General features: G+C 77.6%; 2 protein-coding genes. Both read left to right on the forward strand.

Going from position 1 to position 24,921, the window contains the following annotated elements; genetic code table 11:
• The first annotated feature begins 52 nt into the window (after nt 1-52).
• Nucleotides 53-10,207 (forward strand): type I polyketide synthase, encoded by a 10,155-nt coding sequence (locus GA0070606_RS29200; RefSeq protein WP_091106415.1) that lies wholly within the window; start codon nt 53-55, stop codon nt 10,205-10,207.
• A 43-nt stretch (nt 10,208-10,250) separates the two neighbouring features.
• On the forward strand, nt 10,251-24,887 hold the full coding sequence (locus GA0070606_RS29205) for a type I polyketide synthase (protein ID WP_091106416.1): 14,637 nt from the start codon (nt 10,251-10,253) through the stop codon (nt 24,885-24,887).
• Nucleotides 24,888-24,921 lie beyond the last annotated feature (34 nt).

A 24,921-nucleotide genomic window follows, 5' to 3' on the forward strand; every position in this document is an offset into this window, starting at 1 on the left:
CTGTGGACGGTATTGGGTCGCTGTTTCTTTCCGGCCCGAAGAGGTGGCGTCAATGGCGACTGAAGATACGCTCCGCGAGTACCTGAAATGGGTGACGGCGGACCTTCACCAGACCAGGAGGAAGCTCGGCGAGCTCGAGGCGGCCAGCCGCGAGCCGATCGCCATCGTCGGCATGGCCTGCCGCTTCCCGGGCGGGGTGGGCTCGCCCGAGGAGCTGTGGGAGCTCGTCGACTCCCGCCGGGACGCCGTCTCCGCGTTCCCCGCCGACCGCGGCTGGGACCTGGCGCGGCTGTTCCACCCGGACCCCGACCACCCCGGCACGTCGTACGTCGCCGAGGGCGGCTTCGTCGACTCGGCCACCGACTTCGACGCCGCGTTCTTCGGCATCTCGCCGCGCGAGGCGATCGCCATGGACCCCCAGCAGCGGCTGCTGCTGGAGACCTCGTGGGAGGCGTTCGAGCACGCCGGCATCGACCCCTCGACGCTGCGCGGGCACCAGGTCGGGGTGTTCGCCAGCACCACCGGCCAGGACTACGTGGGCCTGCTCCAGCAGCCGCCGCCGGGCACCGAGGGCTACATCCTCACCGGCACCGCGGCCAGCGTCGTGTCCGGCCGGATCTCGTACGCGCTCGGCATCGAGGGCCCCGCCGTCACCGTCGACACCGCCTGCTCGTCGTCGCTGGTCGCCCTGCACCTGGCCTGCCAGGCGCTGCGGCAGGGGGAGTGCACCCTGGCGCTCGCCGGCGGGGCCACCGTCATGTCCACCCCGTCCGCCTTCATCGGCTTCAGCCGGCAGCGGGGCCTGGCCATGGACGGCCGGGTCAAGTCGTTCGCCGCCGCCGCCGACGGCACCGCCTGGGGCGAGGGGGTCGGCCTGCTGCTCGTCGAGCGGCTCTCCGACGCGCGGCGCAACGGCCACCCCGTCCTGGCCGTCGTACGCGGCAGCGCGGTCAACCAGGACGGCGCGAGCAACGGGCTGACCGCCCCCAACGGCCCGTCCCAGCAGCGGGTCGTGCTCCAGGCGCTGGCCAGCGCCCGGCTCGCCCCGGAGCAGGTCGACGTCGTGGAGGCGCACGGCACCGGCACCACCCTCGGCGACCCCATCGAGGCGCAGGCGCTGCTGTCGACGTACGGGCAGGGCCGGCCGGCGGACCGGCCGCTGTGGCTCGGCTCGGTCAAGTCGAACATCGGGCACACGCAGGCCGCCGCCGGCGTGGCCGGTGTGATCAAGATGGTGATGGCGCTGCGGCACGACACCGTGCCCGCCACCCTGCACGTCGACGAGCCCACCCCCAACGTGGACTGGACGGCCGGCGCGGTCGCGCTGGCGACCGAGCCGCGGCCGTGGCCCGCCGGGGAGCAGCCCCGCCGCGCGGGCATCTCCTCCTTCGGCATGAGCGGCACCAACGCCCACGTGATCATCGAGGAGGCGCCCGCCGCCGACCCGGCCCCGGCGGCCGACGCCCCGGACGCCCCCGCCGCCGCGACCGACGCCGGCACCGTGCCGGCCGCCGCCGACACCGCCTGCGTCGACGGGGCCGGCCTCGTGCCGGTGCTGGTCTCCGCCCGCGACGCCGAGTCCCTGGCCGCGCAGGGCACCCGCTGGGCCGACTGGCTCGACGGGCGCCCCGAGCTGCGGCTGACCGACGTCGGCTGGTCGTCGGCGCGCACCCGGGCCAGCCTCGAGCACCGGGCCGTACTGCTCGCCGCCGACCGTGCCGACCTGACCGCCGGCCTGCGCGCGCTGGCCGCCGGCGGCGACGCCCCGGGCCTGGTCACCGGCGCCGGCCCGCGCGGCGGCAAGCTCGCGTTCCTCTTCTCCGGCCAGGGCGCGCAGCGCAGCGGCATGGGCCGCGAGCTGGCCGCCGCGTTCCCCGTCTTCGGCCGGGCGCTGGCCGAGGTCTGCGCCGAGCTGGACCGGCACCTGCCCCGCCCGCTGGCCCCGGTGCTGTTCGCGCCCGAGGGCGACGAGGCCGCCGGGCTGCTCAACCAGACCCTCTACACCCAGGCCGGCCTGTTCGCCGTCGAGGTCGCGCTGTTCCGGCTCCTGGAGAGCTGGGGGATCGTCCCGGACGTCCTGCTCGGCCACTCGATCGGCGAGCTGTCCGCCGCGCACGCGGCCGGCGTGCTGTCGCTGCCCGACGCCGCCACGCTCGTCGCGGCCCGGGGCCGGCTGATGCAGGCCCTGCCGGCCGGCGGCGCGATGCTGGCCGTCCAGCTTCCCGCCGACGCCGTCCGGGCCGCCCTGTCCGGCGTCGAGGACCGGGTCGCCGTGGCGGCCGTCAACGGGCCCACCGCCGTGGTCGTCTCCGGCGCGGCCGACGCCGTCGAGGAACTCGAACGCCGCTGGGCCGACCAGGGCGTACGGACCAGGCCGCTGCGCGTCAGCCACGCCTTCCACAGCCCGCTGATGGAACCCATGCTCGCCGAGTTCGCCGCCGTGGTGCGCGGGCTGGAGCTGCACCCGCCGGCGCTGCCGATCGTGTCGAACCTGACCGGCGCGCTCGCCGACCCCGACGAGATCCGCACCGCCGACTACTGGGTGCGGCACGTGCGGGAGGCCGTCCGGTTCGCCGACGGCGTCGACCAGCTGCGGGCCCTCGGCGTGCGCACGTTCCTGGAGGTCGGCCCCAGCGGGGTGCTCACCGCGCTGGCCCGCGACGTCCTGACCGCCGCCGGCGCGGACGACGACACCGCCGCCGTGGCGCTGCTGCGCCGCGACCGCCCCGAGCCCGCATCCGCGCTCACCGCCCTCGCCGAGCTGCACGTCGGCGGGGTCGAGGTCGGCTGGGCGCAGCTGTACGCGGGCGCCGACACCGCGCGGGTGCCGCTGCCCGGGTACGCCTTCCGCCGGCAGCGCTTCTGGCCCGAGCCGCCGCCCGCCGCCCCCGGCACCGTCGCGGCGGACGGCGACGACGAGTTCTGGACCGCCCTGGAACAGGCGGACGCCGACACCCTGCGCGGCGAGCTGGGCGACGACGACGAGCAGGTCCAGGCGCTGCTGCCGGCCCTGCCCGTGCTCGCCTCCTGGCGCCGCTCCCGGCGGGAACGCTCCCTCGTGGACGGCTGGTCGTACCAGGTCACCTGGCAGCCCGTGCCGGTCGGGGACGGCGACGCCCCGGCGGGCCGCTGGTTGGTCGTGCTGCCCGCCGACGACGCGCCGGCGTGGGCCGACGGCCTGGCCGGGATTGTCGGCGACACCGAGCCGCTGGTGCTGCGCGTCGGCGCGGCCGACCTGGACCGCGCGGCGCTCGCCGCCCGGCTGCGGGAGCTGATCGACGGCCGGCCCGTCGCCGGCGTGCTCGCCGTCGTCGCCGGCCAGGACCGGCTGCTGCCCGAGCACCCCGGCGTGACCCTCGCCGCCGCCGGCACCCTCGCCCTGGTCCAGGCCATGACCGACCTGGACCTGGTGGCCCCGCTGTGGTGCGTCACCAGCGGCGCCGTGGCGGCGGCCCCGGGCGACCGGGTCGCGCACCCGTTGCAGACCGAGGTCTGGGGCCTCGGCCGCGCCGCGGCCGTCGAGCAGCCGCACCGCTGGGGCGGCCTGGTCGACCTGCCGGCCACCGTCGACGACGCCACCGCCCGGCGGCTCGTCGCCGTCCTGGCCGGCCACGGCGGCGAGGACCAGGTGGCCGTGCGGCCCGGCGGCACCTGGGCCCGCCGGCTCACCCCGGCCCCGCCGGCGGCGGACGAGCCGCCCGCCGGCGACTGGTGCTCCGGCGCCGTCCTGGTCACCGGCGGCACCGGCGCGCTCGGCGGCCACGTCACCCGCTGGCTGCTCGACCGCGGCGTCGGGCGGGTGGTCCTGGCCAGCCGCCGGGGCGCCGCCGCCCCGGCCGTGGCGGACCTGCTCGACGCGTACGGCGCCGACGGGCGGGTCACCGCCGCCACCTGCGACGTCACCGACCGGCGGTCCGTGGCGGCCCTGGTCGACTCGCTGCCCGACCTGACCGCGGTCGTGCACGCCGCCGGCACCGACCAGCTCACCCCGCTGACCGACACCACCCTCGACGAGTTCTCCCACGTCGTCGCGGGCAAGGTGCTCGGCGCCCTGCACCTCGACGCCTGCCTCGCCGACCGCGACCTCGGCGCGTTCGTGCTGTTCTCCTCCATCTCCGGCGTGTGGGGCAGTGCCGGGCAGTGCGCGTACGGCGCCGGCAACTCCCTGCTGGACGCCCTGGCCGTCAACCGGCGCGACCGGGGCCTGCCGGCCACCGCCGTGTCCTGGACGGCCTGGGGCGGCGCGCACGGCATGGCCGCCGAGAACGCGGCCACCGAGCAGCTCAACCGGATGGGCCTGCCGCCGGTCGACCCGGAGAAGGCGCTCGTCGCCCTCGACCGGGCGCTGCGTCGCCCGACGCCCTGCGTGACCGTCGCCGACGTCGACTGGACCCGGTTCCACCCCGCGTTCACCGTGGCCCGGCCCAGCCCGTTCCTCGGCGACCTGCCGCAGGTGCGGGCGCTCGTCGCGCAGGAGGAGGAGGCCGCCGCGCCCACGGGCGGGGTCGCCGCGCCGCTGCGCCACCTCGCGGCGCTGCCGGCGGCGGAGCAGGAGCGGGAGCTGCTGAAGCTGGTCAACGAGCAGACCGCCGCGGTGCTGGGCCACGCCACCCCCGACGAGCTGCGCGGACGCCCGTTCAAGGACCTCGGCTTCGACTCGCTGACCGCAGTGGACTTCCGGGGGCGGCTGAACGCGGCCACCGGCCTGCGGCTGCCCACCACGCTGGTCTTCGACTACCCGACCCCCGCCGAGCTGGCCGCGCACCTGCGCGAACTGGTCTCCGGCGCCGCCCCGGCCGACGCCCCGCAGACCGTCGTCGTCGACGCCGACGAGCCCGTCGCGATCGTCGGCATGGCCTGCCGCTACCCCGGCGGCGTCGACGGGCCCGAGGCGTTCTGGCGGCTGGTCGCCGACGGCGTCGACGCCATCTCGCCGTTCCCCACCGACCGGGGCTGGGAGATCCCCGAACCGGCGGAGGGGACGCACCCGCCGGCGGGCGGCTTCCTCTACGACGTGGCGGACTTCGACCCCGCGTTCTTCGAGATCTCGCCCCGCGAGGCCCTCGCCATGGACCCGCAGCAGCGGCTCACCCTCGAGACGTCCTGGGAGGCGCTGGAGCGGGCCGGGGTGGACCCGGCGACGCTGCGCGGCACCCGCACGGGCGTCTTCGTGGGCGCCTCCACCTCCGGCTACGGCACCGGGCTCACCGAGGTCCCCGAGGGCGTCGAGGGCTACCTGATGACCGGCGCCGCGCACAGCGTGATCTCCGGCCGGGTCGCGTACGCCCTCGGGCTGGAGGGACCGGCCGTCACCGTCGACACCGCCTGCTCCTCGTCCCTGGTGGCGCTGCACCTCGCCGGGGCGGCGCTGCGGCGCGGCGAGTGCGACCTGGCGCTGGCCGGCGGCGTGGCGGTGATGGCCACCCCGACGGCGTTCCAGGAGTTCTCCCGCCAGGGCGGCCTCGCCTCCGACGGGCGGTGCAAGTCGTTCGCCGCCACGGCGGACGGCACCGGCTGGTCCGAGGGCGTCGGCATGCTGCTCGTGCAGCGGCTCTCCGACGCCCGGCGGCAGGGCCGCCGCATCCTCGCCGTCGTACGCGGCTCCGCCGTCAACTCCGACGGCGCGTCCAACGGCCTGACCGCCCCCAACGGCCCCTCCCAGCAGCGGGTGATCCGGCAGGCGCTCGCCAGCGCCCGGCTGACGACCACCGACGTGGACGTCGTCGAGGCGCACGGCACCGGCACCGTCCTGGGTGACCCGATCGAGGCGCAGGCGCTGCTGGCCACGTACGGGCAGGACCGGGGCGACGCCGGCCCGCTGCTGCTGGGCTCGGTCAAGTCGAACATGGGCCACGCGCAGGCCGCCGCCGGCGTGGCCGGCGTGATCAAGATGATCCTGGCGATGCGGGAGGGCACCGTACCGGCGACGCTGCACGTGGACGAGCCGTCGCCGCACATCGACTGGTCGGCCGGCGACGTGGAGCTGGTGACCCGGTCCCGGCCGTGGCCGGCGGTGGACCGGCCCCGCCGGGCGGCGGTCTCGTCGTTCGGCATCTCCGGCACCAACGCCCACGTCGTCATCGAGCAGCCCGTCGACGCGCCCGCCGACGCCCCGACGCCGTCGGCGGCCGGCGCGGAGGAGCGGGAACGCGCCGCCGGGCTGCTCGCCGCCGACGTGGTGGCCTGGCCCGTGTCGGCCCGTTCGGGCTCCGCCCTGGCCGCGCAGGCGTCCCGGCTGGCCCGGCACCTGCGGGCGCACCCCGGCCTCGCCCCGGCGGTGGTCGGCTGGTCCCTCGCCGCCACGCGGTCGGCGTTCGACCGGCGCGCCGCCGTGGTCGGCGCGACCCCGGTCGAGCTGCTGGCCGGCCTGGACGCCCTCGCGGCCGGCACCCCGGCCGGCAACGTGGTGACCGGCACCGTCGCCAACCACGGCGCGGGCCCGGTGTTCGTCTTCCCGGCCGCCGCCCCGGCGGGCGCGGCGGCCGGACTCGTGGGCCGCTGCCCGGCGTTCGACGATGCCCTCGCCGAGTGCCGGCAGGCCCTCGCCCCCTGGGTCGACGTCGACCCGGCCGCCCTGCTCACCGGCTCCGACCCCTCCTGGGTCGAGCGGCCGGAGCTGGCCCGGCCCGTCCTGTTCGCCGTCGGCGTGGCGCTCGCCGCCGTCTGGCGGCACGCCGGACTCACCCCGGCCGCGGTCGTCGGCGACGGCGACGGCGAGGTCGTGGCCGCCTGCGTGGCGGGCCTGCTGTCGCTGCCCGACGCCGCCCGGACGGTGGCGCTGCGGGCCCGGGCCGCCGTCGGCGAGCTGGACCGCGACGGCCTCCGCGCCGCCCTGGCGGGGGTCGCGCCGCAACCCGGCACCGCCCGGCTGGCCTCCACCGTCACCGGGGACTGGACCGACCCGGCCGGCCCCGGTCCGGACCACTGGGCCGCGCTCGGGACCGGTGCTTCGTCGGCCGCCGGCGGGGACGCGGGAACGGAGCGGCTCGACGCCGCCCTGCGCGCCGCCGTCGACGCCGGGCACGTGACCTTCGTGGAGGTCTCGCCGGAGCCGGCGCTGACCGCCCGGGTCGCCGCCGTCCTCGACGCGGCCGGCGCCACGGGCCACGTCCTGGACACCCTCGGCGGGTCGGACGACGCGGCCACCCGGCTGCTGACCAGCCTCGTCACCGCGCACACCCTCGGCCTAGCGGTGGAGCACCGCCGGCTGCTGCCCGAGGCCGAGCCGGTCGACCTGCCCACGTACGCCTTCGACCGGAACCGCTACTGGCTGGAGCGTACCGGCGCGCACCGCTCCGTCCTGCCCGCCGTGGGCCTCGACGTGGTCGACCACCCACTGCTCAGCGCGGTGGCCGACCTGCCCGGCGACGAGGGCCTGCTCTTCACCGGCCGGATCACCCTCGCCACCCACCCGTGGCTCGCCGACCACGCCGTGCTGGGCACGGTGCTGCTGCCCGGGACGGCCCTGGTGGAGCTGGCGTCCTGGACCGGCCGGCAGGCCGGCGCGGCGACCGTCGCCGAGCTGAACCTGGAGGCGCCGCTGGCGATCCCCACCGAGGGTGGCATCGACCTGCGGGTCCGCGTCGGCCCGCCGGACGAGACCGGGCACCGGCCCGTCGCCGTCCATACCCGGGGCGACGACGACACCGCGCCCGACGGCGCCCGGGCCTGGCAGCGGCACGCCTCCGGCCAGCTCGCCGACACCGTCGACCCGGAACCCGCGCCGGCCGCCGTGTGGCCGCCCGCCGACGCCGAGCCGATCGCCCTCGACGGGCTCTACGCCCGGCTCGCCGCCCAGGGCTACCACTACGGCCCCGCCTTCCGCGCGCTGCGCGCCGCGTGGCGCTCGGGCCCGGACATCCTCGCCGAGGTCGCCCTCGACGCCGACGCGTCCACCGACACCGCGGCGTTCTCGGTGCACCCGGCCCTGATGGACGCGGCGCTGCACGCCATCGGCGCCAGCGCCACGGCAGATGCCCGCGCCACGGCAGACGTCGCCGCCGACGGTGCCGGCGCCGCGGCCGGAGCTGCCGACGGCGCCAGCGCGACGGTCGGAGCCGCCGCCGGTGGCGGCGCACCGGCCACCGGCGGTGGCCCCGACATCCGCCCGGGCCTGCCGTTCACCTGGTCGGGCGTGACCATCCGGCCCACCCGCGCCCGCGAACTGCGGATCCGGCTGCGCGCCACCGACGCCGGCTCGGTGGCCCTGACCGTCACCGACACCGGCGCCACCCCGGTCGCCTCCGTCGAGGGTCTGGTCCTGCGGCCCGTCTCCGGCGAGCAGCTCAGCGCCGCCCGCCGCTCGGCCAGCCGGTCCCTGCACCGCCTCGACTGGGTCGCCCCCGCCGCCGGCCGCGCCGACGGGACCCCCGGGCTCGTCGTCCTCGGCGACGACTGGCCCGGCACGGAGCGGCGCCCGGACCTCTCCGCGCTGGTCGCCGATGTCCGCGCGGGCGGCCCCGTGCCCGACGCGGTGGTGGTGACCTGCGCCGGACCGGCCGCCGACGAGCCGCACCCGGCCGCCCAGGCGCACCGCGTCGCCCACCGGATGCTCGCGCTGGTCCAGCAGTGGCTCGCCGAGGAGTCCCTCACCACCGCCCGGCTGGTGGTCGTCACCCGCGGCGCGGTCCGGGTCGACCCGGACGAGCGGATCGCCGACGTGCCGGCCGCCACCGCCTGGGGCCTGCTGCGCTCCGCCCAGTCGGAGAACCCCGACCGGATCGTGCTCCTCGACGTCGACGACGACGCTTCGGCCGCCGCGCTGCTGCCGGCCGCCCTCGCCACGGGCGAACCCCAGCTCGCCGTACGCGCCGGCCAGCTCCGGGTGCCCCGACTGACCCGGCTCGGCCCGCCCCCGGCCGACGCGCCCGGCCCCGACCTGGCCGCCGGCACCGTCCTGGTGACCGGGGCGACCGGCCTGCTCGGGCGGCTCGTGGCGCGACGGCTGGTGACCCGGCACGACGTACGGCACCTGCTGCTGGTCAGCCGCAGCGGGGCGGACGCCCCGGGCGTCGCCGCGCTGGTCGACGAGCTGGCCGGACTGGGCGCCACCGCCCGGGTGGTCGCCTGCGACGTCACCGACCGCGACGCGCTCGCCCTGCTGCTCGACCAGCTCCCCGCCGACCTGCCGCTGACCGGCGTGGTGCACGCGGCCGGGGTGCTCGACGACGGCGTGCTGCCCGCGCTCACCCCGGACCGCTTCGACACCGTGCTGCGTCCCAAGGTCGACGCGGCCTGGCACCTGCACGAGCTGACCGAGAAGCTGGACCTGGCCGCGTTCGTGCTCTTCTCCTCGGCGGCCGGCCTCTTCGGCGGCCCCGGGCAGGCCAACCACGCGGCGGCGAACTGCTTCCTCGACGCCCTCGCCCAGCACCGGCGCGACCGGGGACTCCCGGCGCTCTCGCTGGCCTGGGGTCCGTGGGTCAACGACACCGGCGACGGGCAGACCGGGCACGTCGACGAGGCCCGGATGAACCGGGGCGGCTTCGTGCCGCTCGGCGCCGAGGAGGGCATGGACCTGTTCAGCGAGGCGCTGCGCTTCGCCGAGCCGGTGGTCGTACCGGTCAACCTGGACCTCGCGTTGATCGGCCGGCACGGGCCGGCGGCGGTGCCGCCGGTGCTGCGGTCGCTGGTCCGCCCGGCGACGAGCGGCGCGGCCCGGGCCGTCGAGCGCGACCCCGCCGAGGCGCTGCGGGAGACCCTCGCCGCCACGGCGGAGGCCGACCGCGACCAGGTGCTCTCCGACCTGGTCCGTACCCATGCCGCCGCCGTCCTCGGCTACGCGTCGATCCGCTCGATCGACGCCGAGCGCGGCTTCGTCGAGCTGGGCTTCGACTCGCTGACCGCCGTCGAGTTCCGCAACCGGCTCAACGCGGCCACCGGCCTGCGGCTGCCGTCCACGCTGATCTACGACCGGCCGACCACGGCGGCGCTGGTCGAGTACCTGCGGGGCGCGCTGCTGGCGGAGCGGAGCACGTCCGCGCTGACGGTGCTCGGCGAGCTGAACAAGCTGGAGCACGCCATGCGGGCGGTCGCCACCGGTGACACCGACCGGGCCGGCGTCGGCGCCCGGCTGCGCGAGCTGCTCTCCCTGTGGACCTACACCGAGTCCGACGCGGACTCCGCCGCCGACGAGGGCGCCAGCCTCCAGTCGGCCTCCGCCGAGGAGATCTTCAGCCTGCTGGACGAAGAGCTCGGCTCGGCCTGATCCGGCATGCCGCACACCTCGAACCCCGATACGGAGTGGCCCGATGCCCACTGAGGCAGAGTTCCTCGACTACCTCCGGCGTGCGACTGCCGACCTGCGCGACGCGCGCCGGCGGGTGCGCGAGGTGGAGGCCAAGGACCGCGAGCCGATGGCCGTCATCGGCATGGCGTGCCGGTTCCCGGGTGGGGTGTCCAGCCCGGCCGAGCTGTGGGACCTCGTCGAGCGGGGCGGCGACGGGGTGGGCGACTTCCCGACCGACCGGGGCTGGGACCTGGAGCGGCTCTTCCACGCCGACCCGGACAACCCGGGCACGTCGACCAGCAACCAGGGCGGCTTCCTCCACGACGCGCCGCAGTTCGACCCGGGTTTCTTCGGCATCAGCCCCCGCGAGGCCCTGGCCATGGACCCGCACCAGCGGCTGCTGCTGGAGACGTCCTGGGAGGCGTTCGAGCACGCCGGCCTCGACCCGCAGCGGCTGCGCGGCAGCCGCACCGGCGTGTTCGCCGGGGTGATGTACCACGACTACGCGTCCCGGGTGCTGGACCTGCCCGACGGCGTCGAGGGCTACATCGGCACCGGCAACTCCGGCAGCGTCGTCTCCGGGCGGGTGGCGTACACCTTCGGGCTCGAGGGCCCGGCGGTCACGGTGGACACGGCGTGCTCGTCGTCGCTGGTCGCCGTGCACCTCGCGACGCAGGCGCTGCGCCAGCGGGACTGCGACTTCGCGCTCGCCGGCGGCGTGACGGTCATGTCCACCCCCGGCACCTTCGCCGACTTCTCCCGCCAGCGGGGCCTGGCCTCGGACGGGCGGTGCAAGTCGTTCGCCGCCGCCGCCGACGGCACCGGCTGGTCCGAGGGCGTCGGGGTGCTGCTGTTGCAGCGGCTCTCCGACGCCCGCCGCGACGGCCGGCGGATCCTCGCCGTGATCCGGGGCAGCGCCGTCAACCAGGACGGCGCCAGCAGCGGCCTCACCGCGCCCAACGGCCCGTCCCAGGAGCGGGTCATCCGGCAGGCCCTCGCCAACGCCCGGCTCTCCCCGGCCGACGTCGACGTGGTCGAGGCGCACGGCACCGGCACCACCCTCGGCGACCCCATCGAGGCGCAGGCGCTGCTGGCCACGTACGGGCAGGACCGGGGCGACGGCGGGCCGCTCTGGCTGGGCTCGGTCAAGTCGAACCTGGGCCACACCCAGGCCGCCGCCGGCGCCGCCGGTCTGATCAAGATGATCGAGGCGATCCGGCACCGGACCATGCCCGCCACCCTGCACGTCGACGCGCCGTCCCCGCACATCGACTGGTCCGCCGGGCAGGTCTCGCTGCTGACCGAGGCACGCCCGTGGTCGGCCGCCGACCGGCCGCGCCGGGCCGCCGTGTCGTCGTTCGGCATCAGCGGTACGAACGCCCACGTCATCCTGGAGGAGGCGCCCGCCGGGGACGCCCCGCCGGTGGACGAGGCCCCGCCGGTGGCGCTGCCGCTGGCCCCGGTGTTCCTCTCCGCCCGCACCCCGGAGGCGCTCGCCGCGCAGGCCGGGCGGTGGGCCGACCACCTCGGCCGCGCCGACTCCCTCCGGCCGGCGGACGTCGCGGCCTCGTCGGTCAGCCGGGCCGGGCTCGACCACCGCGCCGTCGTCCTGGCCGGCGCGGCCGACGACCTGCTGGCCGGACTGCGGGCCCTCGCCGCCGGCGAGCCGCACGGCGCCGTCACCACCGGCGTGGCCGCCCCGCGCGGCCGGACCGCGTTCCTCTTCTCCGGCCAGGGTGCGCAGCGCGCCGGCATGGGCCGGGAGCTGTACGCGGCGTTCCCGGTGTTCGCCGCCGCGCTGGACGAGGTGTGCGCGCAGCTCGATCCGCTGCTGCCGCGCCCACTGCGGGAGGTGCTGTTCGCCCCGGACGGCTCCGCCGAGGCGGAGCTGCTGGACCGGACGGTGTTCACCCAGGCCGGGCTGTTCGCCGTCGAGGTGGCGCTGTTCCGCCTCGTCGAGTCGTTCGGTGTCGTGCCCGACCTGGTGGCCGGGCACTCCATCGGCGAGATCGCGGCCGCGCACGTCGCCGGGGTGCTCTCCGTCGAGGACGCGTGCGCGCTGGTCGCCGCGCGCGGCCGGCTCATGCAGGCCCTGCCCGCCGGCGGCGGCATGCTCGCCGTGGCGGCGGACGAGGCGGCGGTGACCGCGTCCCTCGCCCGGCTGACCGACCGGCTGGACGTCGCCGCCGTGAACGGCCCCGCCGCCGTCGTGGTCGCCGGCGACGCCGAGGCGCTCGACGAGGTGCGGCGGGTGTGGTCGGAGCGGGGCGTGCAGACCCGCCGGCTACGGGTCAGCCACGCCTTCCACAGCGCCCGGATGGACCCGATGCTCGCCGACTTCGCGGCGGTCGCCGAGGGGCTGACGTTCCGGCCGCCGACCATCCCGGTGGTGTCCAACCTGACCGGCCGGGTCGCCGACGCCGACCAGCTCTGCGACCCCGGCTACTGGGTGCGCCACGTACGCGGCACGGTGCGCTTCGCCGACGCCGTCGACTGCCTGCGCGCCGAGGAGGTCGACACCTTCCTGGAGGTGGGGCCGAACGGCGTGCTGACCGCCATGGCGCAGGGCTGCCTCGCCGACCGCGCGGAGGACACGCCCACGCCCCTGCTGGTCCCGGCCTCGCGCCACGACCGCCCCGAGCCGCAGGCCCTCCTCGAGGCGCTCGCCCGGCTGCACGCGCACGGGGTGATCGTGGGCTGGGCGGACCTGCTCGGCGGCGGTGGCGGCGGCCGGCACGTGGACCTGCCGACGTACGCCTTCCAGCACCAGCGCTTCTGGCTGGAGCCGGCCGGCCGGTGGACCGACGTCTCCGGCGCCGGGCTCGGCGCGGCCGGGCATCCGCTGCTCGGCGCGGCGGTCTCCGTCGCCGGCGAGGACATGGTCGTGCTGACCGGCCGGCTTTCCACGGCGACGCACGCCTGGCTGGCCGACCACGCCGTGTCGGGCGTGGTGGTGGTGCCGGGCGCGGCGCTGGTGGAGCTGGCGGTGCGGGCCGGCGACGAGGTCGGCGCGTCCCGGGTGCGGGAGCTGACGGTCGCCGCGCCGCTGGTGCTGCCGGCCTCGGGCGGCGTGCGGGTGCAGGTGCGCGTCGGCGCGGCCGACGAGGCGGGCACCCGGTCGGTGACCGTGCACTCCCAGCCGGAGGAGGCCGTCGACCCGGAGTGGGTCCGGCACGCGGAGGGCGTTCTGGAACCCGCGTCGGCCGAGGAGCCGGGCGTGGGGGAGTGGCCCCCCGCCGGGGGCGTCGAGGTGGACCTGGCCGGCTGGTATCCGACGTTGGCGGAGCACGGCCTCGGGTACGGGCCGGTGTTCCGGGGGCTGCGCCGGGTGTGGGCCGGCGGCGACGAGGTGTTCGCCGAGGTGGCGTTGCCCGACGAGGTGGCCGGTGACGCGGCGGGCTTCGGGGTGCATCCGGCGTTGCTGGACGCGGCGTTGCATCCGATCGGGTTGTTGCTGGGTGCGGAGTCGGGCGGGCCGCGGGTGCCGTTCGCGTTCGAGGGTGTGCAGGTGCACGCCTCGGGCGCGCGGGCGCTGCGGGTGCGCCTGACGCGCGTGGGTACGGCGGTGCGGCTGGTCGCGTCCGACGAGTCGGACGCCGCCGTGGTGTCGGTGGACTCCCTCGCGCTGCGGGAGCTGACGGCGGTGTCGCCGGCGGGCACGGCGGCCCGCTCGATGTTCGAGGTCGCGTGGCGGGCCGAGGAGGTCGCCGCCGTCGGGGACGTCTCCGGGTGGGCGCTGGTGGGCCCGCCGGCCGCCGTGGACGTGCCGGTGTTCCCCGACGTCGAGGCGCTGGCCGCGACCGCCGCCGAGCCGTCGGGCGTGCCGCCCCGCCTGTTGCTGCTGCCGGTCGGGTCGGCCGGCGGCGTGGGCGGGAACGCCGCCCGCGCCGGGGACGCCGCCAACGGCCCCGACGCGGTACGCGCGGCGACCACGGCCGTCCTCGCCTCGGTCCGGTCCTGGCTGGCGGCCGACGCGTTGGTGGATTCGAAGCTGGTCGTGGTGACCCGGGGCGCCGTCTCCGTCGGGGCCGAGGACCGGGTCAGCGACCTGGCGGGCGCGGCGGTGTGGGGCCTGCTGCGTTCGGCGCAGTCGGAGCACCCGGGCCGCATCGTCCTCGCCGACGTCGACGGCGAGCTGCACGCGGGACTGCTGGGCGTGCTGGCCGGGGTGGCGGACGAGCCGGTGGCGACGGGCGGCCAGGTCGCCGTCCGCTCCGACGCGGTGTTCGTGCCGCGCCTGGCCCGGGCGGGCGTCGGTACGGCGGTGGCGGCGCCGGGCCTGGGCGAGGGCGCGGTGCTGGTGACCGGCGGTACGGGCGCGCTCGGGGCGCTGGTGGCGGAGCACCTGGTGTCGGCGCACGGGGTGCGCTCCCTGGTGCTGGTGTCGCGGCGTGGCCCGGAGGCCGTGGGCGCGGGCGAGCTGTCGGAGCGGCTGTCGGCGCTGGGTGCGTCGGTGCGGGTCGTCGCGTGTGACGTGACGGACCGGGACGAGGTGTTCGGCCTGGTCGACGGGATCTCCGCCGGGGGCCGGCTGGCGGGGGTGGTGCACACCGCCGGTGTGCTGGACGACGGGGTGGTCGAGGGGCTGACCGCCGAGCGTCTGGCGGGGGTGTTGGCGCCGAAGGTGTCGGCGGGCTGGTTCCTGCACGAGGCGACGGCGGGCCTGGACCTGGACCTGTTCGTGGTGTTCTCGTCGGTGGCGGGGGTGTTGGGTTCGCCGGGGCAGTCGGCGTACGCGGCGGGCAACGCGTTCCTGGACGGGCTGGCGGTGTGGCGGCGGCAGCTCGGGTTGCCGGCCGTCAGCCTCGCCTGGGGCATGTGGGACACCCCCGGCATGGCCGCCTCCCTCGACGAGGCGGACCGGGCCCGGTCGGCCCGGGGCGGCATGACCGCGATGAGCGCCGAGACGGGGCTGCGGCTGTTCGACGCCGCCCTCGGCGCCGACCGGCCCGCCCTGGTGCCCGCCGTGATCGACCCGGCCGCCCTCCGCGCCGCCGCCGGCGCCGGCCTGGTGCCACCCATGCTGCGGGCCCTGCTCGGCGCCACCACGACGCGCCGCCAGGCGGGACAGGGCGCCACCTGGGCGACCCGCGTCAGCGGCCTGGCGCCCGACGAGGCCCGCGCCCGGATCGGCGTGCTCGTGCGCGGCCTGGTCGCGCAGGTGCTCGGGCACGGCGGCGCGGAGGCGGTGCCGGCCGACCGGGCCTTCCGCGAGCTGGGCTTCGACTCGCTGACCGCGGTGGACCTGCGCAACCGGGTGAACGCGGCCACCGGGCTGCGGCTGCCGTCGACGCTGGTCTTCGACTACCCGACCCCCACCGTGCTCGCCGACCACGTGTGGTCGGAGCTGGCCGGCGTTCGCGCGTCGACCACCGGCCCGGTCGCCGGCACCGTCGTCGGCGCCGACGAGCCCATCGCCATCGTCGGCATGGCCTGCCGCTACCCGGGCGGCGTCGAGAGCCCGGACCAGCTGTGGGAGCTGCTGGCCGCCGGTGGCGACGGCATCTCCGAGTTCCCCGCCGACCGGGGCTGGGACCTGGAGTCGCTGTTCGACCCCGACCCGGACCACAGCGGCACCTCGTACACGCGGCACGGCGGATTCCTGCACGACGCGGCCGAGTTCGACCCGGCGTTCTTCGGGATCTCGCCCCGCGAGGCGCTCGCCATGGACCCGCAGCAGCGGCTGCTGCTGGAGACCTCCTGGGAGGCGTTCGAGCACGCCGGCCTCGACCCGCAGCGGCTGCGCGGCAGCCGCACCGGCGTCTTCGCCGGCGTCATGTACCACGACTACGCCTCTCGGCTCATGGACCAGCCGGGCGAGGTGGAGGGCTACATCGGCACCGGCACCTCCGGCAGCGTCCTCTCCGGCCGGGTGGCGTACACGTTCGGGCTGGAGGGCCCGGCCGTCACCGTGGACACCGCCTGCTCGTCGTCGCTGGTCGCGCTGCACCTGGCGGCGCAGGCGCTGCGGGCCGGGGAGTGCGAGTACGCGCTCGCCGGGGGCGTCACCGTGATGGCCACCCCCGGCACGTTCGTCGAGTTCTCCCGGCAGCGCGGCCTGTCGCCCGACGGCCGGTGCAAGTCGTTCGCCGCCGCCGCCGACGGCACCGGCTGGAGCGAGGGCGTCGGCGTGCTGCTCGTGCAGCGGCTCTCCGACGCCCGGCGCGAGGGTCGGCGCGTCCTCGCCGTCATCCGGGGCAGCGCCGTCAACTCCGACGGCGCGTCCAACGGCCTCACCGCGCCCAACGGCCCCTCCCAGCAGCGCGTCATCCGGCAGGCCCTCGCCGGCGCCCGGCTCATGCCCGCCGACGTGGACGCCGTCGAGGCGCACGGCACCGGCACCACCCTCGGCGACCCGATCGAGGCGCAGGCCCTGCTGGCCACGTACGGGCAGGACCGCCCCGCCGACCGGCCGCTGCTGCTCGGCTCGGTCAAGTCGAACCTCGGCCACACCCAGGCCGCCGCCGGCGTCGCCGGGATCATCAAGATGGTCCTGGCGATGCGGCACGGCCTGGTGCCGGCGACCCTGCACGTCGACGAGCCGTCACCGCACATCGACTGGACCGCCGGGGCGGTGGCGCTCGCCACCGAGCCCACCCCGTGGCCGGCCGTCGACCGCCCCCGCCGGGCGGCCGTGTCCTCGTTCGGCATCTCCGGCACCAACGCGCACGTCGTCATCGAGCAGGCCCCCGAGCAGCCCGCCGCGACCCCGCCCGACACCGCCGTGCCGTTCGCGCTCCCGGCATCCGCCGTCGTGCCGTTCGCGCTCTCCGCGGCGGACCCCGTCGCGCTGCGCGGCCAGGCGGGCCGGCTGCGGTCCCACCTGGCCGCGCACCCCGAGCTGGAGCCGGCCGACGTGGCGTACGCGCTGACCGCCAGCCGCGTGGCGTTCCCGTACCGGGCGGTGGTCCTCGGCGGCAACCGGGACGAACTGGCCCGCGGCCTCGACGCCCTCGCCGCAGGTGACATCTCGGCCGACGTGGTCACCGGCGCCACCCTGCGCAACGCCGCCCCGATCTTCGTCTTCTCCGGGCACGGCTCGCAGTGGCCCGGGACGGCCGCCGACCTGCTCGACACGTCCCCCGTCTTCGCCGCCGCCATCGCCGAGTGCGAGGAGGCGCTCGCGCCCTGGGTGGACTGGTCGCTCACCGGCGTGCTGCGCGCCGCCCCGGCCGCGCCGCCGCTGGTCGACCCGGCTGTGGCGCAGCCCGCGCTGTGGGCGGTGATGGTGTCGCTGGCCCGGCTGTGGGCCTCCCTCGGCGTACGGCCGGCGGGCGTGGTCGGCCACTCCCAGGGCGAGATCGCGGCGGCCTGCGTGGCCGGGGCGCTGTCCCTGGCCGACGGCGCGAAGATCGTCGCGCTGCGCGGCCGGGCGCTCGCCGACCGCGCGCCGCACGCCGAGGCCGTCGCCGACCGGCTGACCGGCAGCCTCGCCGGGATCGTCGGCCGGCCCGCCGAGACGCCGTTCTGGTCCGCCCTGACCGGCCGGCCCCTGGACACCACCGAACTCGACGCCGACCACTGGCACCGCGACCCGCGCGAGCCGGTGGACGTGGAACGCGTCGTGCGCGGCCTGCTCGACGAGGGCCACCAGGTCTTCCTGGAGGTCGGCCCGCACCCCGTGGTCAGCTCCGGGATCCAGGAGACCATCGACGCCGCCGGGCACGAGGCCGTCGTCGTCGACACCCTTCGCCGGGGCGACGGGGGCTGGCCGCGGGTGCTGACCGCCCTCGCCGCGCTGCACGCCCACGGCGTCGAGGTGGACTGGGCCGCCGTCCACGGCACGCGCACCGGCCCGGCCGTGCCGCTGCCCACGTACGCCTTCCACCGCCAGCGGTACTGGCCGGAGGCGCCGGCGCTGACCGGCGCGGTCGCGGGCGTCGGGGAACCGGCCGACCGGCGGTTCTGGGACGCCGTCGAGCGGGCCGACGCCGGGGCGCTCGCCGAGGCGATGCGGCTCGACGACACCGAGGCACGCCGCCTCGACGACGCGCTGCCGCTGCTCGCCGCCTGGCGGCGGCGCCGCCGCGACGAGTCCACGGTGGACGGCTGGCGCTACCGGGTCACCTGGACGCCGGTCACCGCGCCGACGACCGCCGCGCTGACCGGCGCCTGGCTGGTGCCGGTGCCGGCCGCGCACGCCGACGCCCCGCTGACCGGCGCGGTCCTGCGGGCCCTCGCCGAGGCCGGCGCGGAGCCCACCCTGCTCACCGTCGCCGACCCCGACCGGGCGGCGCTGGCCGACCTGCTGCGCGCCGGCGACTCGGACTCCCTCGCCGGGGTGTGCTCGCTGCTCGCCCTCGACGACGCGCCGCACCCGGAGCACCCCGTGGTGCCGGCCGGGCTCGCCGGCACCCTCGCCCTGGTGCAGGCGCTCGGCGACGCGGGGGTGACCGCCCCGCTCTGGTGCGTCAGCAGCGGCGCCGTCAGCACCGGACGGGCCGACCCCGTGGACCGGCCCGACCAGGCCACGGCCTGGGGGCTCGGGCGGGTCGCCGCCCTCGAACACCCGGACCGCTGGGGCGGCCTGGTCGACCTGCCCGCCGACCCGGACCAGCGGGCCCGCGCCCGGCTGGCCGCCGCGCTCGCCGGCATCGGGCACGAGGACCAGCTCGCCGTACGCTCCTCCGGGTTGTTCGCCCGGCGCCTCGTCCGGGCCGCCGCCGGCGACCGCCCGGCCGGCGACGGCTGGCGTCCCGCCGGCACCGTCCTGGTCACCGGCGGCCTCGGCTCGATCGGTGCCCACGTGGCTCGTTGGCTGGCCCGTGCGGGCGCCGCGCACCTCGTGCTGACCAGCCGGCAGGGACCCGCCGCGCCCGGCGCCGCCGAGCTGGAGGCCGAGCTGGCCGGCCACGGCGCGACCGTCACCGTGGCGGCCTGCGACGTGGCCGACCGGGAGTCGCTGCGCGCGCTCGTGGGCCGGCTCGCCGAGGGCGGTACCCGCATCGACGCGGTGTTCCACGCCGCCGGTGTGCCGCACGCCGGCGCGCTGGCCGACACCGACGTCGCCGAGCTGGCCGGCGTCCTGCGGGCCAAGGTCGCCGGGGCGGTCAACCTCGACGAGGTACTCGGCCCGGACCTCACCGCGTTCGTGCTCTTCTCCTCCGGCGCCGGCGTCTGGGGCGGCGGCCACCAGGGCGCGTACGCCGCCGGCAACGCCTTCCTCGACGCGCTCGCCGAGGACCGGCGTCGGCGCGGGCTGCCCGGCACCGCGCTGGCCTGGGGCGCCTGGGACGGCGGCGGCATGGTGGAGACCGAGGGCGCCGCCGACCAGATGTTCCGCTCCGGTGTCCGGCCGATGGACCCCGACCTGGCGGCCGCCGTGCTGGCCGGTGCCCTGGAACGGGACGAGATCGCCCTCACCGTCGCCGACGTCGCCTGGGACCGGTTCCTGCAGACGTTCGCGCTGGCCCGGCCCCGGCCGCTGATCGGCGACATCCCCGAGGTGGCCCGCGCCCTCGCCGCCGCCCGCACCGGCGACGGCGGCGAGACGCGGGAGGCGTCCCCGCTGCGCGGTCGGCTCGCCGGCCTCGCCGCGCCGGAGCGGCGCCGGCTCCTGCTGGACCTGGTGCGCGTCCACGCGGCGGCGGTGCTGCGCCTGCCCGCGCCGCAGGCGCTGGCGGCGGACCGGTCGTTCCGGGAGATCGGCTTCGACTCCCTCAGCGCCGTCGAGATGCGCAACCGGCTCGCCGAGGCGGTCGGGCTGACCCTGCCGGCGACGCTGGTGTTCGACCGGCCGACGCCCACGGCCCTCGCCGACCACCTGGTCACCCTCGTCACCGGCGACGACGCCGAGGCCGCCCCGGCCGTGCGGGCCGCCGTCGCCCCGGACGAGCCGATCGCCGTCGTCTCGATGAGTTGCCGGTACCCGGGCGGCGTCGCCGACCCGGAGGACCTGTGGCGACTGGTCAGCGAGGGGCGCGACGGCATCGCGGAGTTCCCGACCGACCGGGGCTGGGACCTGGACGCCATCTACCACCCCGACCCCGACCGGCTCGGCACCTCGTACGTCCGGGAGGGCGGCTTCCTCGCCGACGCCGCCGGATTCGACGCCGCCCTGTTCGGCATCTCCCCGCGCGAGGCGATGGTCATGGACCCGCAGCAGCGGGTGCTGCTGGAGAGCGCCTGGGAGCTGTTCGAGCGGGCCGGGACCGCGCCGGCCGACATGCGGGAGACCAACACCGGCGTCTTCGTCGGCACCAACGGCCAGGACTACGCGACGCTGCTGCTGGCCGCCCGCGTCGAGACCGAGGGCTACCAGGCCACCGGCAACGTGGCCGCCGTCATCAGCGGGCGCCTGGCGTACCACTTCGGGTTGCAGGGCCCCGCCGTCAGCGTCGACACCGCCTGCTCGTCGTCGCTGGTGGCGTTGCACCTGGCCTGCCAGTCGCTGCGGCAGGGCGAGTGCGACCTCGCCGTCGCCGGCGGCGTGACCGTGATGGCCACCCCCGGGCCGTTCCTGGAGTTCGCCCGGCAGCGGGGGCTCGCCCTCGACGGCCGGTGCAAGTCGTTCGCCGGGGCCGCCGACGGCACCGGCTGGGGCGAGGGCGTCGGCCTGGTCATGTTGCAGCGGCTCTCCGACGCCCAGCGCGAGGGTCGGCGGATCCTGGCCGTCGTGCGCGGCTCGGCGATGAACCAGGACGGCGCCAGCAACGGCCTCACCGCGCCCAACGGGCCGGCCCAGGAGCGGGTGATCCGCCAGGCGCTGGCCAACGCGCGGCTGACCGCCGCCGAGGTGGACGCGGTCGACGGGCACGGCACCGGCACCCGGCTCGGCGACCCCATCGAGGCGCAGGCGCTGCTCGCCACCTACGGGCGGGACCGCCCCGCCGACCGGCCGCTGCTGCTCGGCTCCGTCAAGTCGAACATCGGCCACACCCAGGCCGCCGCCGGCGTCTCCGGCGTGATCAAGATGGTGATGGCGCTCCAGCACGACCTGCTCCCGCCCACCCTGCACGTCGACGAGCCCTCGCCGCACGTCGACTGGTCGGCGGGCGCCGTCGCGCTCCTGACCGACCCGCGGCCGTGGCCGCAGGTGGACCGGCCCCGCCGGGCCGGGGTGTCGTCGTTCGGGGTCAGCGGCACCAACGTGCACGTCATCCTCGAACAGGCGCCGACCGACGCCGGGGCGTCCCGCCCGGCCGACGGGCCGCCCGCCCGGCTGCCGGTGCTGCCCTTCGTCGTCTCGGCCGACAGCGCGGACAGCCTGCCGGCCCAGGCGGCCCGGCTCGCCGACTGGCTGCCGGGCAGCGCCACCTCCGCCGCAGACGTCGCCCGGGCCCTCGCCGCCGGCCGGTCCCCGCTGCGGCACCGCGCGGTGCTGCTCGCCGCCGACGCGGACACCGCCCTCGCCGGCCTGCGGGCCCTCGCCGCCGGGCAGGACCACCCCGGCCTCACCCGGGGCGTCGCCGAGCCCGGCGGCCCGCTGGCGGTGCTCTTCTCCGGCCAGGGCGCCCAGCACGCCGGCATGGGACGCCAGCTCTACGCGGCGTTCCCGCGCTTCGCCGCCGCCCTCGACGAGGCGTGCCAGCACCTCGACGCGCACCTGCCGCGGCCCCTGCGCGAGGTGCTGTTCGCCGAGCCCGGCACCGCCGAGGCCGACCTGCTCGACCAGACGGCCTTCACCCAGGCCGGACTCTTCGCCGTCGAGGTGGCGCTGTTCCGGCTGCTCGAGGACTGGGGGATCCGGCCCGACCTGGTGGCCGGCCACTCCGTGGGGGAGATCGTCGCCGCCCACGTGGCCGGGGTGCTCTCCCTGCCCGACGCGTGCACGCTCGTCGGCCACCGGGGCCGGCTCATGCAGGCACTGCCCGCCGGCGGCGGGATGCTCGCCGTCGCCGCCCCCGAGGTCGACGTGCGGCGGGCGCTGGCCGACACGCCGGGACAGCTCGACGTCGCCGCCGTGAACGGGCCGGCCGCCGTCGTCGTCGCCGGGGCACAGGACGCGCTGACCGGGCTGGCCGACCACTTCGCCGACCTCGGCGTGCGTACGAAGCGGCTGCGGGTCAGCCACGCCTTCCACAGCGCGCTGATGGAGCCGATGCTGGCCGACTTCGCGGCCGTGGCGGCCACCCTGTCGTACGCGCCGCCGACGGTGCCGCTCGTGTCGAACCTGACCGGCACTGTCGTCGACGCCGACACCCTGTGCGGCCCCGACCACTGGGTCCGGCACGTGCGGGAGGCGGTCCGCTTCGCCGACACCGTCACCCACCTGCACGCCCACGGGGTGACGAGGTTCCTGGAGGTCGGGCCGGACACGGTGCTGACCGCCCTGACCGCCGACGCGCTGCCGCCGGACGCCCCGGTCGTCGTGACCGGCGTGCAGCGGCCCGGCCAGGACGAGGTGGCCACCCTGCTCGGCGCGGTCGCCCGGCTGCACTGCCAGGGCGTGCCCGTACGCTGGACGCGGCTGCTGCCCGGCGGCGCCGGCCCGGTGGACCTGCCCACCTACGCGTTCGCCCACCAGCGCTTCTGGCCGACCCTCGACGCGGCGGCGAGCCACGCGCCCGCCACCGGCTCGGACGACGTCGACTCGGCGTTCTGGCAGGCGGTGACGTCCGGCGACGGCGACGCGCTCGCCGACCGGCTCGGCGTCGACGCCGACCGGCCGCTGCGGGACCTCCTGCCGGAGCTGGCGCGGTGGCGACGCCAGCAGCGGGAGGACACCCTCGCGGGCGGCTGGCGGTACCGGATCACCTGGCGTCCCCGGGCCCTCCCGGCCGGCGCCGCGGACGGCGACTGGATCCTCGTCCACACGGATGCGGACCGCCCGGTCGTCGACCGGCTCGCCGAACTCGTGACCGCGCGCGGCGGCACCGTGCGGCTGCTCGCCGTCGACCCGGCGACGACCGACCGGACGGCACTCGCCGAGCGGTTGGCCGGCGACCCTGCCACGGCCGGACGGGCGGCGCCCACCCGGATCGTGTCGCTGCTCGCCCTCGACGAGCGACCGCACCCCGACCGGCCCGCCGTGCCCCTCGGCCTGACCGCCAACCTCGCCCTCGTGCAGGCGGTCACCGACGCCCTGCCACCGGTGCCGCTCTGGCTGCTCACCCGGCAGGCTGTCAGCACCGCCCCCGACGACCCGGTCGCGCGCCCCGCACAGGCCACCACCTGGGGTCTCGGCCTGGTGACCGCGCTGGAACACCCCCGGCACTGGGGCGGCCTGCTGGACCTGCCCGCCGCGCTGGACACCGCCACCGCCGAGGGAGTGCTGGCGGCGCTCACCGCCGCCGGCGACGAGGACCAGCTGGCGGTGCGCGACTCCGGCACCTACCTGCGCCGGCTGGCCCGCGCGCCCCGCACCGAGGCGCCGGCCGGCTGGCAGCCGCCGGACACCGTCCTGGTCACCGGCGGCACCGGCGCCGTCGGCCGGTACGCGGCCGGCTGGTTCGCCCGGCACGGCGCGCGCCGGCTGCTGCTGGTCAGCCGGCGCGGCGCGGCGGCCCCCGGCGCCGACGAGGCGGTGGCGGAGCTGGCCGGCCTCGGCGCCGAGGCCCGCGTGCTGGCGTGCGACCTGGCCGACCGGGACGCGGTCGCGGCGCTCGCCCGCGGACTGCGGGCCGACGGCGAGACCGTGCACGCCGTGGTGCACGCCGCCGGGGTGGGACGGCTCAACCCGGTCGCCGCGGTGACCGAGGCCGAACTCGCCGACGTCGTCTCCGGCAAGATCGCCGGCGCCCGCCACCTCGACGAGTTCCTCGACCCGGGGCCGCTCGACCTGGTCGTGCACTTCTCCTCCATCGCGGCCGTCTGGGGCGTCGGCGACCACGGTGCGTACGCCGCCGGCAACGCCTTCCTGGACGCCTGGGCGCAGTCCCGACCGGCCGGAAGCCCCCGGCACCTCTCGGTGAACTGGGGCCCGTGGGCCGGCGGCGGCATGGTGACCGACGCGCACGCGGCGGCCATGAGCCGGCGCGGGGTGTCGCTGCTCGACCGGGAACCGGCGATGGCCGCCCTGCGTGCCGGCCTCGCCGGCGACGACACCGCCCTCACCGTGGCCGACGTCGACTGGGATCGCTTCGCCCCGGTGTTCGCCTCCGCCCGGCCCCGGCCGCTGATCAGCGACATCGCCGAGGTGGCCGCCCAGGCGGCGGCGGAGCGCGCGGACGCCGAGGACGGCGACCAGGTCGCCGGCGAGCTGCGCAAGCGGCTCGGGGAGCTGACCCCGGCCGAACAGGCCCGGGTGCTGGTCGACCTGATCCGCGCCGCCGCCGGCGAGGTCATCGGCCACGACAGCCCGTACGCCGTGGAGGCCGACCGGCCCTTCCGGGACCTCGGCTTCGACTCGCTGACCGCCGTGGAGCTGCGGGGCCGGCTCGCCCGGTCGACCGGCCTGACCCTGCCCAGCTCGGTCGTCTTCGACTACCCGACCCCGCAGGCGCTCGCCGAGCACCTCCGGGCCGAGCTGCTCAGCGAGGCCTCGGTGGAGGCGCTGCCGACCCTGGCGGAGCTGGACCGGTTGGAGAGCGTCCTCGCGCTGCGCGACCCGGACGACATCGGCCGGGTGCGGATCACGATGCGGCTGCACAGCCTGCTCGAACGGCTCGGCGCCGCCGAGGAAAGCCGGGAGGAGACCGCCGAGGTGGCGGACCGGCTGCGGGCGGCCAGCAACCAGGAGCTGTTCGACCTCATCGACCAGGACCTCGGGCTCTCCTGAGCCGCCCGCGGGACCTGTGGTGTCACGAGAAAGC

It is taken from the genome of Micromonospora citrea (assembly GCF_900090315.1).
GTDB classification, from domain to species: Bacteria; Actinomycetota; Actinomycetes; order Mycobacteriales; family Micromonosporaceae; genus Micromonospora; species Micromonospora citrea.